The organism is uncultured Boseongicola sp. (genome assembly GCF_937988555.1).
Taxonomy (GTDB): Bacteria; Pseudomonadota; Alphaproteobacteria; order Rhodobacterales; family Rhodobacteraceae; genus Boseongicola.
Window position 1 is genome coordinate 1 of record NZ_CALJXO010000200.1, and the last position, 14,905, is coordinate 14,905.

12 protein-coding genes and 2 pseudogenes are annotated in these 14,905 nt (G+C 56.5%); 9 read left to right on the forward strand and 5 right to left on the reverse strand.

The window, feature by feature from the left end; all coding sequences use genetic code 11:
• Nucleotides 1–419: pseudogene (locus tag Q1B15_RS11330) on the forward strand (MFS transporter); the annotation flags it as partial.
• A 223-nt stretch (nucleotides 420–642) separates the two neighbouring features.
• Nucleotides 643–870: a hypothetical protein gene (locus Q1B15_RS11335; RefSeq protein WP_299753846.1), complete on the forward strand. Its 228-nt coding sequence runs from the start codon at nucleotides 643–645 to the stop codon at nucleotides 868–870.
• On the opposite strand, the pseudogene Q1B15_RS11340 reads toward Q1B15_RS11335, so the two are convergent.
• Nucleotides 867–1,505: pseudogene (locus tag Q1B15_RS11340) on the reverse strand (cupin domain-containing protein). The gene Q1B15_RS11335 and the pseudogene Q1B15_RS11340 sit on opposite strands and share 4 nt — an antisense overlap.
• 98 nt (nucleotides 1,506–1,603) lie before the next feature.
• On the opposite strand from Q1B15_RS11340, the gene Q1B15_RS11345 reads away from it, so the two are divergent.
• Both Q1B15_RS11345 and Q1B15_RS11350 read left to right on the forward strand, forming a co-directional pair.
• Entirely contained in the window at nucleotides 1,604–2,248 is a 645-nt protein-coding gene (locus Q1B15_RS11345; RefSeq protein WP_299753847.1) for a DsbA family oxidoreductase, read from the forward strand.
• A gap of 42 nt (nucleotides 2,249–2,290) precedes the next feature.
• Nucleotides 2,291–3,022, forward strand: coding sequence for an MFS transporter (locus tag Q1B15_RS11350; protein ID WP_299753848.1), 732 nt, complete (start codon nucleotides 2,291–2,293; stop codon nucleotides 3,020–3,022).
• A 173-nt stretch (nucleotides 3,023–3,195) separates the two neighbouring features.
• Here Q1B15_RS11350 and mfd read toward each other — a convergent pair whose 3' ends face one another.
• Nucleotides 3,196–6,654 carry a transcription-repair coupling factor gene (gene mfd / locus Q1B15_RS11355; protein WP_299753849.1) on the reverse strand — a complete coding sequence of 1,153 codons (3,459 nt, stop codon included), beginning with the start codon at nucleotides 6,652–6,654 and terminating at the stop codon, nucleotides 3,196–3,198.
• 46 nt (nucleotides 6,655–6,700) lie between these two features.
• Nucleotides 6,701–7,231, reverse strand: coding sequence for a component of SufBCD complex (locus tag Q1B15_RS11360; protein WP_299753850.1), 531 nt, complete (start codon nucleotides 7,229–7,231; stop codon nucleotides 6,701–6,703).
• Between the two features lie 116 nt (nucleotides 7,232–7,347).
• Between Q1B15_RS11360 and hemB the strand changes: the two genes are divergently transcribed.
• Together hemB and Q1B15_RS11370 are read left to right on the forward strand one after the other, a co-directional pair.
• Nucleotides 7,348–8,343 (forward strand): porphobilinogen synthase, encoded by a 996-nt coding sequence (hemB, locus tag Q1B15_RS11365; RefSeq protein ID WP_299753851.1) that lies wholly within the window; start codon nucleotides 7,348–7,350, stop codon nucleotides 8,341–8,343.
• A 143-nt stretch (nucleotides 8,344–8,486) separates the two neighbouring features.
• On the forward strand, nucleotides 8,487–9,047 hold the full coding sequence (locus tag Q1B15_RS11370) for a YSC84-related protein (protein WP_299753852.1): 561 nt from the start codon (nucleotides 8,487–8,489) through the stop codon (nucleotides 9,045–9,047).
• Between the two features lie 60 nt (nucleotides 9,048–9,107).
• On the opposite strand, the gene Q1B15_RS11375 is transcribed toward Q1B15_RS11370, so the two are convergent.
• Nucleotides 9,108–9,977, reverse strand: a complete 870-nt coding sequence (locus tag Q1B15_RS11375; RefSeq protein WP_299753853.1) for an NAD(P)-dependent oxidoreductase — start codon at nucleotides 9,975–9,977, stop codon at nucleotides 9,108–9,110.
• A 74-nt stretch (nucleotides 9,978–10,051) separates the two neighbouring features.
• Between Q1B15_RS11375 and Q1B15_RS11380 the strand changes: the two genes are divergently transcribed.
• The 3 genes from Q1B15_RS11380 (at nucleotide 10,052) to Q1B15_RS11390 (ending at nucleotide 13,658) form a co-directional block, all read left to right on the forward strand.
• On the forward strand, nucleotides 10,052–12,517 hold the full coding sequence (locus Q1B15_RS11380) for a penicillin acylase family protein (RefSeq protein WP_299753854.1): 2,466 nt from the start codon (nucleotides 10,052–10,054) through the stop codon (nucleotides 12,515–12,517).
• 68 nt (nucleotides 12,518–12,585) lie between these two features.
• Nucleotides 12,586–13,134: a hypothetical protein gene (locus Q1B15_RS11385; protein ID WP_299753855.1), complete on the forward strand. Its 549-nt coding sequence runs from the start codon at nucleotides 12,586–12,588 to the stop codon at nucleotides 13,132–13,134.
• Entirely contained in the window at nucleotides 13,122–13,658 is a 537-nt protein-coding gene (locus Q1B15_RS11390) for a Hint domain-containing protein (RefSeq protein WP_299753856.1), read from the forward strand. The genes Q1B15_RS11385 and Q1B15_RS11390 overlap by 13 nt, the downstream gene beginning before the upstream one ends.
• Here Q1B15_RS11390 and hflX read toward each other — a convergent pair.
• Nucleotides 13,631–14,905, reverse strand: coding sequence for a GTPase HflX (gene hflX, locus Q1B15_RS11395; protein ID WP_299753857.1), 1,275 nt, complete (start codon nucleotides 14,903–14,905; stop codon nucleotides 13,631–13,633). The two genes, Q1B15_RS11390 and hflX, sit on opposite strands and share 28 nt — an antisense overlap.

Genomic DNA, 14,905 nt, shown 5'->3' on the forward strand with positions numbered 1-14,905 from the left:
TCTACGGCGCACGCGATAAATGGTTCGTCGTCGGCATCCCGATCTTCTTCTATTCCGTGCTGTCGGACGGCACAGACGACAGAAGCCGTCAGGCATTCTTCCTCATCGGCAGCTTCATGGCGCTTTGGATCATCGCTTACGGAGTGATCCAGGCGCTTGCGCCGAAGCTCCTTAAACAACGGACGCAGACTCTCGAAGCAACAGTAGCAACGGCGTCGCTTTGGATCGGCTTGCTATCCTTGATCCCCGCTACCCTCGCCCTTGCGCCATGGTTTGATCCAACGGGTCTCGTTGCCATCATCGTTGTGGGGCTTCTTGTCTTCGGCTTTGTGTTTGCTTTGAATTCTGCAGTGCATTCTTATCTGATCCTTGCCTTCACCAGCGACAAGCGCGTCACGTTGGATATAGGCTTTTACTAAATGGCCAATGCCTCTGGACGACTTCTGGGGACAGTTATGTCAGGGGCCAGCTATCAGATTGGATGGTTGCCGGCCTGTCTTGCATCTGCCGCAGCACTGGCTATAGCCGCGTGGCTGGCCACACAGTCCCTTGTAACGGCCCAGAAATCCCTCCCGTAAGCCGCGTTAGTTAGTCCTAGGGTTTTGCCCCCTAGGCTCGACGAACAACGAAACAGGAGGCCACATGCCAACCACAGCACATCACACATCATCCACAGACGATCTGGAAAACCGTTCAATGGTCCTTCCCAACGCAGACCCGCAGATTGTTCCTGCGCTTTCGGCGCAAACAACGGCCCTAAAGCGCTATCTTGCGCAAATTCACGAATTGACCCTGGACGAGACAAGCGAAGCTATCGAGGCATTCTTTGATTTCACCATGTCGAACGAACCCCACTCTAAGGTCGCTTAACCTGCGTTTCCGATCGCGGTGACCCACAACATCATGGCGTCCTTCTGGCTGGTCGAAACCACGTTATGTCCCATCGCCGCGTTGTAATAAGCGCTGTCGCCACGTCGCATCTCGGTTGGTTCATCAAATTCGGTATAAAGCCGGATTGTTCCGGTTAGCACAAAAAGGAACTCCACACGGTCGTGGCGCACCCAGCCATCAAATTCCTCCATTAAACGGGCATGGAGACGCGCACGATACGGAAGCCTCGCCTTTTTGGTCAGCGCTCCTGCCAGCATTTCGTGTTTATAGCTGACGGTCGCGTGTCCCTGCCGCTCGCCCGACTTGGTGACCGCGATGCGTCCCATAACCTGATCACGCTCGGGCGGTGTGAAAAGCTGGGGTATCGAAACCTCAAATCCCACCGCTAGTTTCTTCTGGACATCATAGATCGCAGATATCTGGCTGTCTTAAATCTTCGACAACGCCGAACGCGCAACGCCCGCCTGCCTTGCCGCCTGCTCAAGTGCCCAACCGCGTGAAGTGTGCAAATCGCGCAGACCCTGCCCAAGATCCAAGGGCATGGAATCTGCACTTGGATCAGTGCCTGAACTACGTGCAAGCGCTAGAATAACAGGGATATCGTTGTTCAACACGCACCAAATATAGCGCCCTCAGGCACACCTTGGAATCGCAACTCCCACCCGCAAAAAAGCTTGCACGCAACGCACGAGGCTGCGAAAGACTGCGCGTTATGATAAAGCTCGACATCCTTTCCGATCCGATTTGCCCCTGGTGTTACATCGGTAAAGCCCATCTTGACCGCGCGCTTTCTGCCCGGCCAGATCATCGCTTTTCGATCGAATGGCATCCATTCCAGCTGAACCCTGATATGCCAGAAGGCGGCATGGATCGGCGCGAATACCTTGAGACAAAATTCGGCGGTCGCGCCCAAGCCGTGCAGGTCTATGGCCAGATAGAAGACGCCGCCATTGCCGCGGGCCTGAAGATTAATTTCAGTGGGATAAAACGCACGCCCAACACGATTGATGCTCATAGATTGATCCATTGGGCAGGACTTGAAGGGCGTCAAACCGCCGCTGTCTCGCGCTTGTTCAAGGCCTACTTTGAAGAGGGTCAAGACATCGGAGACCACGGCATACTCGTTGAAATCGCGGACGGCATCGGGCTCGACAAGGCCCTGACCGAACGCCTTCTCTCCTCCGAAGCTGACCTTGAAGACGTGCGCACCCGAGATGCCCATGCGCGCGCGCGTGGGGTGACCGGTGTCCCGACGTTTGTGATCGCCAATCAGCACGTTTTGCCCGGCTCGCAACAATCGGAGCTTTGGCTACAGGTCATTGACGAGCTGACCGAACAAGTGAATTCCGCCGAGTAAAATTTAGCAAAAACAGCGACAACACCAATCTCGCGCTGCGAATTGGCGGCCCTTTCGGCAATGCTTGCAGCAACTGTTGCGTTCTCCATCGACGCCATGCTGCAGGTCCCACGGGAAATTGCCGCCTCGCTTTCGCAAGGCTCGCCCAATCAAGTACAACTGGGCATCGCGACATTCGTGGTGGGAATGGGGTGTGGAACTCTCTTCGCAGGTCCACTCAGTGACACGTTCGGACGCCACAAAATTGCGATCGGGAGCTCCGTTCTCTTTATTCTGGGCGCTCTCCTCAGCGCGCGTGCCCCGCGCCTTGAAACGATTCTGGTCGCCCGGACCTTGCAAGGTGTCGGAGCCGCAGGCCCCCGCGTGGTTGCACTTGCCATCACCCGCGACCTGTTTTCAGGCCGGCAAATGGCAGAGGTCGTCTGCTTCCTGATGATTGTATTTTCCTTGGTCCCCGTAATCACACCAACCATGGGCGCTGCGATCTCCTGGGCCTTCGGGTGGAGAACTATTTACCTCACTTTTGTGATCTTTTCACTCATCTCGATTTTCTGGCTTATCTTGCGGCAACCAGAAACACTGCTACCCAAAGCCCGGCGTCCGTTTCGCGCGAAGGAAATCTGGTGCGGTATCAAAGAGGTTTTCGCAAACCGTGAGGTTGTCCTCGCGATTGGGGCGCAAACCCTCATCTACGCGATGCTCTTTAATGCTTTGAAGTCCACGCAACAGATTTTCGATCAAAACTTCGATCAAGACGCAAACTTTCCACCTTGATTCGGTCTGTGTGCCGCCATCTCCGCCACTGCAAGCATGCTGAATGCGACCATCGTTGTTCGGATCGGAATGCAGATGGTGTTGGCTTGGTCGCTTGCCATTCAGGTTCTTATTTAGTCAGCCGCATCAACAATACCAAGCTTTCGGACGAACCCCGACACGGCGGCATCGCGCTACTTTGCCTTGGCCGCCCGCAATTTTGCGGCAAGGTCTTGCGCGATGGAAAACGCGCCTTTGATCTTGTCGCCTGATTTTGCCCAATCCCGGCGCACGATGATCTTGTTGTCTTTGACTTTCGCCTGTCCGCGCTGATCCTTGATGAAATCCACCAACCCCGCAGGATCCGCAAACTTGTCACGATGGAACTGGATCGTGGCCCCCTTCGGCCCCGTATCCAAACGCGCAATTCCTGCCTTTTTACACTCTGCCTTGATCCGCACGACCAGCAGCAAGGTGTTGACCTCTTTCGGCAATTTCCCAAATCGATCAATAAGTTCAGCGGCAAAGCCTTCCAATTCAACCTTTGTCTGAAGGCCCGAAAGGCGTCGGTAAAGCCCAAGTCGCACATCCAAATCCGGCACATAGGCTTCGGGGATCAGAACTGGCACGCCCAGATTGATCTGCGGCGCCCATTGGTCGTCTGTGTCGCTCAGGCCTTCCAATTTACCGGCTTTGATCTTGGCAATCGCCTCTTCCAGCATGGACTGGTAAAGCTCGTAACCCACCTCACGCACGTGTCCCGATTGCTCCTCGCCCAGAAGGTTGCCTGCCCCGCGAATATCCAGATCCTGACTGGCAAGCGTGAACCCTGCTCCCAGGCTGTCCAGCGAGCCCAGAACTCGCAACCGCTTCTCGGCCTGAACCGTCAGTCGCTGGCGTGTCTTCGTTGTCAGATAGGCATAGGCCCGCGTCTTCGAGCGGCCAACACGGCCACGGATTTGATAAAGTTGTGCCAGTCCGAACATATCCGCGCGATGCACGATCATCGTGTTCGCTGTCGGAATATCCAGGCCAGATTCCACGATCGTCGTGGCCAAAAGAACGTCGTACTTGCCGTCGTAAAAAGCGTTCATTCGGTCATCCAGCTGGCCCGCGGCCATCTGTCCGTGCGCCACGACATAAGACACCTCGGGGACTTGGGTCTTCAACCAATCCTCTATCTCAGGCAGGTCAGAAATCCGCGGCACCACAAAGAACGACTGCCCCCCACGATAATGCTCGCGCAGCAAAGCCTCGCGAATAGTGATTGTATCGAATTCACTCACATAGGTGCGGATCGCAAGCCGGTCGACCGGCGGCGTCCCGATAATCGACAAATCTCGCACTCCGGCCAGCGAAAGCTGAAGCGTCCGGGGGATCGGAGTGGCTGTAAGGGTCAACACATGAATATCCGAGCGCATTTGCTTCAACCTCTCTTTATGGCTGACACCGAAATGCTGCTCCTCATCAATAATGAGCAACCCAAGGTTTTGGAATCGAATACTTTTCGCCAGAACAGCATGCGTGCCAATAACGATATCAACCGTTCCACGCGACAGGCCGTCGCGCGTCTCATTGGCGCGCTTGATCGGCACGAAGCGCGACAACTGGCGCACTTCAATTGGAAAACCACGGAACCGCTCTTTAAAGCCCTTGGCGTGCTGGCGTGCAAGCAAGGTTGTGGGGGCGATGATCGCAACCTGAACACCTGACATTGCGGCCGCAAAAGCCGCACGCATCGCAACTTCCGTTTTGCCAAATCCAACGTCTCCACAGATCAGCCGATCCATCGGCCTGCCGCTCGCAAGATCATCCATCGCGTCGTGAATGGCTTTCAGCTGATCATCCGTCTCCTGATAAGGGAACCGTGCCGAAAACGCGTCCCAAATGCCATCGGGGGGCACCAGCACAGGCGCTTTGCGCAACAAACGCTCGGCCGCCACGCGTATCAATTTGTCTGCAACTTCGCGAATACGCTCTTTCAGTTTGGCTTTTTTCGCCTGCCACGCGCCACCGCCAAGTTTATCGAGAAAACCCTCGTCATTTCCATAGCGGCTTAGAAGTTCAATGTTTTCAACAGGCAGGAAAAGGCGATCACCACCGGCGTACTCTAGGTGAATACACTCGTGCCGGGCGCCCAGTGCGTTGACCACCTCAAGCCCCATGTAGCGGCCGACACCGTGATCGACATGCACGATCAGGTCGCCGGGGCTAAGCGTCTGATGCTCGGTCAGGAAGTTCTCGGCGCGACGCTTTTTCTTCGGGGCTCGCACAAGTCGATCGCCCAAAACGTCCTGCTCGGAGACAACACAAAGCCTGTCACGCTGCTCGAAGCCATGGTCAAGCGCCCAAACCACAAGGAATACACCGCCGTTGCCCTCTGGCACATCGCGCCAGTCCTTGATTAGAACGGACCCCGTGATGTCCTGATCTTCCATCAGACCCTGAAGACGCTCGCGCGCGCCGTCAGAATAGGATGCAATCACGACCTGAGCGGTTTTCCGTTTCTCCTGAATATGTGCTGCCAAAGCCGAGAAAAGGCTTACTGATTCCTGTTGCCGCTCGGGCGCAAAATCACGGCCAATCCGGCCGGCCGCATCCGTAACACCCGGACCAGTTGGCTGCGGTAAGACTGAAAACTGCAAAAGCCGGTGCGTTTTAACAGCATCAGTCCACGCAGCATCGTCCAGATACAATCCACCCGGAGGCGCTGGCTTATAGACGCTGTCGATCCGCCCTTTTGCGGTCATCGCCTCGCGGCGGGTGTCGTATTGATCGTCAATGGCATCCCACCGCGCCAGACGCATCGGTGTGGATTGATCGTCCAAAGCGATTGTTGCGTCGGGTATGTAGTCAAACAGTGTCTCGAGGCGCTCGTGAAAAAATGGCAACCAATGTTCGACGCCTGCGTGCTTTCGCCCGGCACTCACCGCCTCGTAAAGTGGATCGTCCGTCCCTGCTGCGCCGAACTCCAAGCGATAGTTCTGCCGGAACCGCGTGATCGCCGCCTCGTCGAGGATGATCTCGCTGACCGGAGCAAGCTCCACAAAATCGAGCTTTTCAGTCGTGCGCTGCGTGCCCGGATCAAACCGACGCGCTCCGTCCAACACATCGCCGAAGAAATCAAGACGGACAGGCCCTCCATCACCGGGCGGGAAGATGTCGATGATCCCACCACGAATGGCATAGTCGCCGGGTTCTGTGACCGTCGGCGCCTGAACAAACCCCATCCGAACCAAAAACTCCCTCAGCGATGCTTCATTGATCCGGTTGCCGACGGTTGCGCTAAACGCGGCCTCCTTCAAAATCGAGCGGGCCGGGACACGTTGGGTCGCGGCATTTAGCGTCGTCAGAAGCACAAAGCGCTTGGGCATATCGTGAACAAGCGCGGCCAAGGTCGCCATCCGCATCGCCGAGATATCGGCGTTCGGCGACACCCGGTCATACGGCAAACAATCCCATCCGGGGAACATGAAGATCGGAACGTCTGGCGCAAAAAATGCCAGCGCTTCGCGCATGGCAACAAGCCGTTTGTCGTCGCGTGCAACATGGCACACCACACCGCCAGAAGCCTTCTCAAGCTCTGTAAGGATTAGCGTTGCATCAAAACCCTCAGGCGCGCCGCTAACAGTGATATGACGGGGGTCAAACATATTAATGGGACGTACCCTGTGAGGCCGTGCTGTCAACCAGCGACCCCTAGAAACTTAACGTTCCGACGTGCAAGTTTTGGTACATTCCGAACATTGCAGTAATGAAGATTGCCACAACGCCAATCATCTGTGTCGCGAACCGATGGCGCATCAATTGCTGTATCAAAGCACTGCCCTGTACCCCGCTAGTGCGAATTATGCGCGATGTTCGATGCGACAGCGCGCCCAATAGGGCAAGTGGGCCCGCCAACAACAACACCGCCTGAGCGATCTCAACGTTGTAAAACACCGCCATCAATCCAAGCGCCGTAACGGCCGCAGACCCAAATAAAATGGCCCATGTTCCCGACACTTCGGCCACATAAAGAATTCGGTTTACGTTGATCCGCACCAGGTCCTGCAAATCCGTCATCGCCTCGCCTTCATCTTCGCGCCGCGCACGTATGATCATATCAAAAGGAACACCAAGAACCCAATGGCTGACGGAAGACCACAAAACCGCCAACGCAATCCAATACCATAGATTGGAGAAGGACCGCGTATCGATGACTTCAAAAACAGTGTCGTACCAGTTCACATTCTGCCTCGGAGCTCTTGTTTTGCCGGACACTAGGAAATGCTACGAGGGTTGACCAGTGTTCAACCGCTCGCTACCGCAAAAGGAACCAAAACCGTGCACGAAAGACCGCACTCATGACCATTGCTTCACATCCCGCAACACGGTTTCGCCGGACCAAATCCTCTGATGCCCTTCGCAGACTGGTGCGCCAATCAACGCTTACCGTTGATGATCTGATCTGGCCGGTGTTCGTGCGCGAAGGGGAAGACGACGAAACACCGGTGCCATCCATGCCCGGCGTTGCTCGTCAAACGATCGACCGCGTCGTCCGCTCGGCTGAACAGGCGGCGTCCCTTGGCATTCCCGCGATATGTCTTTTTCCCTACATCGAGACCGAGTTCAAAAACGAGACTTGCGACGAAGCCTGGAATCCCGACAACCTTTCGAACCGTGCCACTCGCGCGATCAAGGCCGCAGTCCCCGAGGTCGCGGTCATGACAGACGTCGCCCTTGATCCCTACAATATCAACGGACACGACGGTCTCGTACGCGACGGGATCATCCTGAACGACGAAAGCGTCGAGGCGCTGGTGAAAATGGCCGTTGCACAGGCAGATGCTGGCGCCGACATTCTCGGCCCCTCTGACATGATGGACGGCCGCATTGGCGCAATGCGTCGCGCGCTTGAGGCTGACGGATACACGGACACGTCCATTCTAAGCTACGCCGCTAAGTATGCCTCCGCATTTTATGGCCCGTTCCGCGATGCGGTCGGTGCCTCGGACCTTCTGGTCGGTGACAAAAAAACCTATCAGATGGACCCTGGAAATTCTGACGAAGCCTTGCGCATGGTCGAGCGAGATCTGAGCGAAGGCGCCGACATGGTAATGATAAAACCCGGCATGCCGTATCTCGATATTTGTCGCCGTGTAAAAGACACCTTCGGCGCGCCAACTTTCGCCTACCAGGTGTCCGGCGAGTACGCGATGATCAAGGCCGCTGCGCAAAACGGCTGGCTTGATGGCGATCGCACGATGCTTGAAAGCCTCATGGCCTTCAAACGAGCAGGTTGCGATGGGATTCTGACGTATTTCGCCATGGACGTCGCGCGCGCTTTTAAGGACCATTAGGCCAGCGAAAAATCGCGTCCAGGCGGACCGTCTACTACTATAGAGGGTGACTCTCGTCCCTGCGTCCCCTATACATTGGGTCGAACGGCCAGATAAGGTCGTCATTTTATTTGGCAAATATCGAGCATGAGAGGGTCTTCCCAATGAAACGTATGTCCCGTCGCGCCCTCTTGGGTGCAGCTGCGGCCACAACACTGGCGCTTGCCGCTTGCGGCAATGGCATTGGCAGCGAGGGTGCCGCAAAACTTGATGCGCGCATTGATTCATCACTGAACTATCTTGACAGTAACTTCCCCGGAACGCGCGACCTTCAGCAAAAATCTGTGGGCATGCTCGTCATGCCGCTGATCACGGAAGCAGGCTTCGGGTTCGGCGCTTCTTACGGGCGTGGTGCGCTACGTGTGAACGGCATCTCTGTTGATTATTACTCGGCGACACAAGCAAGCTTTGGCCTGCAGATTGGCGCGCAGCAATACGCACATGTTCTGTATTTCATGACCGAAGAAGCGCTGGCTGAATTCCGCGCCTCATCAGGTTGGGCGGCTGGCGCCGACGTAGAATATGCGGTGAATGATCGCGGTGCGAATATTTCCGCCGAAACGACGACCGCACTTTCGCCGGTTATCGCTGTTGTCTTCGGACAGGCAGGCTTGCTGGCAGGTGCGTCGGTCGAGGGCACCAAATACTCGCGGATCATACCATAAAAAGCGCCGACTATCAGATGGTTGAGGGACACACCTCAACCATCTCCGCTCTTGTGTAAATCACATTGCCTGAAGACGTTTAAACAAGCTCGATGTATCCCAGCGACCGCCGCCCATTTTTTGGACGTCTTTGTAGAACTGATCTACCAAAGCCGTGACCGGCAGGCTTGCTTCAATCTCGTTGGCCGATTGCAGGCAAATCCCCAAATCCTTGCGCATCCAGTCGACCGCAAACCCATGCTCGAAATGATCATTAAGCATCGTCTCGTAACGATTTGCCATTTGCCAGGATCCCGCAGCCCCTTGTGAAATCACCTCTACAACCGCGCGCCCGTCAAGGCCGGCCTTATCGGCGAAATGAAGCGCTTCGCTCAGCCCCTGTACCAGACCGGCAATTGCAATCTGGTTGCACATTTTGGTCATCTGACCTGCGCCGCTTTCGCCGATGCGGCGGCAGATCTTAGAATAGGCCTGCAGAATAGGTTCCGAGCGATCAAACGCCCCCTGATCCCCCCCACACATGACCGAAAGCTGACCGTTCTCCGCGCCCGCTTGACCGCCCGAAATAGGCGCGTCGACGAATGACACTGCTATGCCGTCGGCAGCCGCATATAACTCACGCGTCACAGCGGCAGACACCGTCGTGTGGTCGACAAAGACGGCGCCGGGCTTCATCCCTAAAAACGCACCATCGTCGCCAAGGCAAACCGAGCGAAGATCGTCATCATTGCCCACGCAGGACATGACAAACTCGGCGCCATCTGCAGCCGCGCGAGGCGTGAGCGCTTTTGCGCCTCCATGCTGCGCCACCCAGTCTTCAGCTTTCGCTGCGGTGCGATTAAAAACCGTTACATCGTGGCCCTCGGCCGCCAAATGGCCAGCCATGGGATAGCCCATAACGCCCAGCCCCAAAAATGCACACTTCGCCATAGCATCCTCCCTTGTCATCCATTGTTCTGCGGGCTTTACCTAGTGGACAGGCAACCGCAGTCAACAAGGTATTCATGCTCAGTCTTTTCCGCTGGCTCACCCGAATAACCACAGGACTGGTCATGTTCGCGCTTGCGGCCTCCATTCTGCTGTACTGGTTTTTTTCGAGATCAATTCCCGACTACACCCACAATTTCAGGGTCGCCGGTATAAGTGCGCCAGTCGAAATTGTGCGCGATAACGCAAATGTGCCGCATATTTTCGGCCAATCAGACACAGACGTCTACTTCGGACTTGGGTTAGCCCACGCACAAGATCGCTTGTGGCAAATGCTGCTCTTAAGACGCACCGCACAGGGGCGCCTAAGCGAGTTGTTCGGGCAAAAAACCGTCAGAACAGATCGGCTTTTGCGCAGGCTTGATCTTTATCCTTTGGCCGTGAAGTCCGTCGCGGCACAAGACGCATATACAACCGCGGCCCTTCAATCTTATGCATCGGGCGTCAACGCCTGGCTGCGCCAGGTCAATGAGGGCGCACTTGGTCGAGGTGCCCCGGAATTCTGGCTGTTCGAGCCAAGCATCGCCTTATGGCAGCCCGCCGACAGCCTTGCGATTGGCAAGCTGATGGCTCTCTCGCTGACCGACCATGTCCAGCGCGAAGTGTTGCGCGCGCGCATTTCCCGTATCCTGTCCGATGAGAGGCTTTCAGATATTCTGCCCGACACGCCGGGACAGGCCCTCGCGTCTCTGCCCGAATACGCCTCCCTTTTTGACGCGCCTCTTCCAAGTTTTGCCCACCTGAAAAATCAGCCACACGACCCAATGTCACCCGTGAAAGCCAGAGGATTGGCAGGGGCGTCAAACGCATGGGCCGCAACTCCCGCGCGTTCGGCCGCTGGCAGCACCCTTCTGGCAAACGACCCCCACATGGAACTCACAGCACCCACGATCTGGTATCTTGCGCGCATGGAGCTGGAAACCGGAGGCGTCATCGGCGGCACATTTCCGGGAAGCCCGGCGGTTGTTGTCGGGCGCTCAGATGCGCTTGGGTGGGGGCTAACCAATTCTTACGCAGACGACCAGGACGTCTTCATCGAAAAAGTGAACCCCGACAATCCGGAACAAGTCCTGACACCGGAGGGCTGGAAAACGCTTCAATCACGCCAGTCGATCGTCAACATCAACGACGCGGAACCCATCAGGCTTACCCTTCGATGGTCCCAAAACGGACCCATCCTTGAGGGAAGCCAGTACGGATTGGCCGCCATCACGCCGGCGGGTCACGTCGCATCAGTGGCATGGACAGCGCTCAGCGGGGAAGACACCTCTATTCAGGCGCTCTTGAAAATAATGCGCGCTCAAGACCTTGATGCAGCCATTTCCGCAGGCGAAGACTTCGTTGCGACGTCCCAAAACCTGACCGTCGTCGACCGCGAAAGTGCGGCGATGAAAGTGATCGGGAAACTTCCACGCCGCGCCGCACGCCACCAGACCCAAGGCCGTATGCCGGCCCCCGGCTGGCTGGCCGAGAACCGCTGGCAAGGCACGATGTCTTATGCCGCAAATCCAGAGTTTCGCACGCCCGATGGCGGTATTGTTGGCAATACGAACAACAAATCCATCGATCGGCCCTTCCCGCTTCATGTTAGTTTTGACTGGGGCGACACGCAGCGCGTTCAACGATGGCAGCGCCTGATGCAAACCCGCGAAGTCCACACCCGCGAAAGCTTTATCGAGGCGCAACTTGATACGGTTTCGGTCACTGCACGCACCCTGCTGCCGCTTGTTGCACGCGATTTGTGGTTCACCGGAGAAGCCGCCGTCGACGGCACACCCGAACGCCAAAGGCGCCGCGCCCTTGATCTTTTGGCGGAATGGAACGGCGAGATGAACGAGCATCTTCCCGAGCCTCTGATCTACGCGGCCTGGATGCGTGCCTTGCAAGATCGCCTGATCCGCGATGAGCTTGGTCCTCTGACGGAGCAGTTCCAGCGCCCCGAACCGATCTTCTTGGAACGGGTCTACCGCGATATCGACGGTGCTTCCGCATGGTGTGACGTCATCCAAAGCGCGCCAATTGAGTCCTGCTCAAATCTTTCCCGGCTTGCTCTCGATGATGCAATCTTGTGGATCGAAGAACGCTATGGCCCGGCTTTGGAAAGCCTGCGTTGGGGGGATGCCCACGAGGCGACCCATAACCATACGGTGCTTGGGGATGTCGGGTGGATTGCGTGGCTGGTAAACATTCGCCAGTCCACCAGCGGCGGCGATCAAACGCTTCATCGGGGGCAGACCCGCGGCAGTGGCCCCGATCCGTTTCAGAACATTCACGGCGCGGGTTATCGCGGCGTTTACGATTTCGCCGACCCCGACAGCTCAGTTTTCATTATTTCCACCGGGCAATCGGGCCACCCGCTTAGCCGCCACTATGACGATTTAGGCGAGCTTTGGCGGCGCGGTGAATACATTCCGATGACCCTGAACCAAGACCTCGCCCGCGCCGGTGCCGTCGGCATCACCCGGCTTACTCCGGCCAATTAACGCCGTCTTTTTGCTTCTTGCCCGACAAAAAAACGCGTTAAGATTACTATAAGCAAAAGGAGCACACCATGCCGCTTTTGCTCTGGCCGCGAGGCGATAGCAGCAGCAGTGCAGGAAACGCGTCACTTAACGCGTCCAATACAAATAAGCAGCCAACCTCACTGCTTACGTTCAGCGCCGATACTAACAATGATGGCACCGATGACGGCGGCCTGAAGCTTGATTTCACGCTGGATGGCAGCAATGATCCGGACACTGTGATTTATTTCGACACCAACGGCGACGGCGCTTTGGATTCCGGGCCGATCAGTTTCATGATGGACTTTGGTGGAACGCTTCCTTCCACAAATAAACTCAATGGTTTGGCCCCGAATAATACCGACATTCGCGGCGAAGAGGTCGTGATCCTCACCCTGGTTGACGGAACGCGGCTTTTCTTCCTGCGAGGTTTTTTCTTTGATCCCGATGGCCCGAATGCCGCAACCAAGTCACAAGACACATTCGACATAATGGACGACTTCCCGAATGGCGCACACAATTTGGGTAACCTCTTCGTCTGCCACGTCTCAGGAACGCAGAACTACCCCCTAACCGCGGCGTCCCAGTGGAAACCCTGAAAGTCGGAGACCTGATCGTATCGGAGGACGGGGCCGCAAAGCCGGTCCTTTTTATCGGATGCCAAACCTTCAATGCCCAATCGATCAGGGCTTTTACCCAATTGTGCCCCGTCACAATCGCCAAGGGCACCACTGCCACGTCCACACCGTTGCACGATCTGCACGCTTCTCCCCAACATCACATTCCGGTCCGAGCCCCCGAACTGCAAACGCTCTGCGGGTTTGACGCGGCCTTCGTCGCCGCCCGCGACATGCCCTACGCCCGTCCAGGCTCCGCCACCGAAACCACCTATGTCAACTTGGTATGCGCGCCCCATACATGCATCCGTGCGAATGGATGCGAAAGCGAGACCCTATTTCCCGGCGATACCGCGCTTTTATCAATGTCACTGGATGATCGCCGCGATATTCGCGCGGCCCTAGACGCCGGCTTAACCCAGAAAACCGCATATCCTTGCCTTACAGCGCAAGAAGCAGCGGTTTGCCGTTCAGCCATTCAAAGCCGGGAAAAGCGGGCTGCCTGAACTGACGTCCAATTCACGGTAAGTTCGACGCCGTCTTCCGAACGAGTTTCGGACAAAACGATCCCCTGCTCATAGGCCCAGGCACGTTTCTTGCCGTCCGCGTGATCAATCTCAACCGTCGCGACCTGACGATCCAGATCAAGCTTTTCGGTGACGGCCAGAACAAACTCCTCAACACCCGCTCCAGTCAGCGCCGAGATCGCCTGGATGTCGTCCTTGCGCAACGCTTCCGCCTCGCGCGCCGCGCGGGCTTCGTCGTCCAACACGTCAATCTTGTTCCAAATCTCGATCTGAGGGGTCGCCTCCTGGACACCGAGATCATTCAGAATACCCAAGACATTCGCCGATTGATCATCCGTCTCGGGATGTGAAATATCGCGCACGTGCAAAATCAGATCGGCCTCAAGCACCTCTTCTAAGGTCGCGCGAAAGGCGGCGACCAACTGTGTCGGCAGATCCGAAATGAAGCCAACCGTGTCCGACAAGATCACTTCTCGCCCGGTGGACAATTTGATCGCCCGCATCGTCGGATCAAGAGTGGCAAATAACATGTCCTTGGCCACCACGTCCGCGCCCGTCAAACGATTGAACAGCGTCGATTTCCCAGAGTTTGTGTAGCCAACCAACGCCACCACGGGAAACGGCACTTTCGCGCGCGCCGCACGGTGTAAGGTGCGCGTTTTCACAACTTTTTCCAACTGACGCTTCAACCGCGACAGCTGTTCGTCAATGGCGCGCCGGTCCGCCTCAATCTGAGTTTCACCGGGCCCACCCACAAAGCCCAAACCTCCGCGCTGCCGTTCAAGGTGAGTCCACGCTCGCACAAGACGGGTCCGCTGATACGTGAGCGCCGCCATTTCGACCTGCAAAACGCCTTCCCGCGTTGCGGCACGATCCGAGAAAATTTCTAGGATCAGTCCGGTGCGGTCCAAAAGCTTGGTTTTCCACTCGCGCTCAAGATTGCGTTGCTGCACCGGTGTGAGCTGACCATCGATAAGAACCAAGCCGATGTCATCGGCTTTGATCCTTTGACCCAGCTCTTCCACCTTGCCCGAGCCAAACAAAGTTCCAGGTGTTGGTTTCGGCAATCTGATGGAGTCCGCGCCGACAACCTCAATTCCGGGCAAAGCAACTGCAAGCGAAACAGCCTCATTAAGCGCAAACGTCGCGTCGCGCCGATTCCTGTCGCTCGTTATGTCGGGGTGCAGAACAAGGGCGCGTGTCGCCCTCGCTTCTGTCTCACCCAC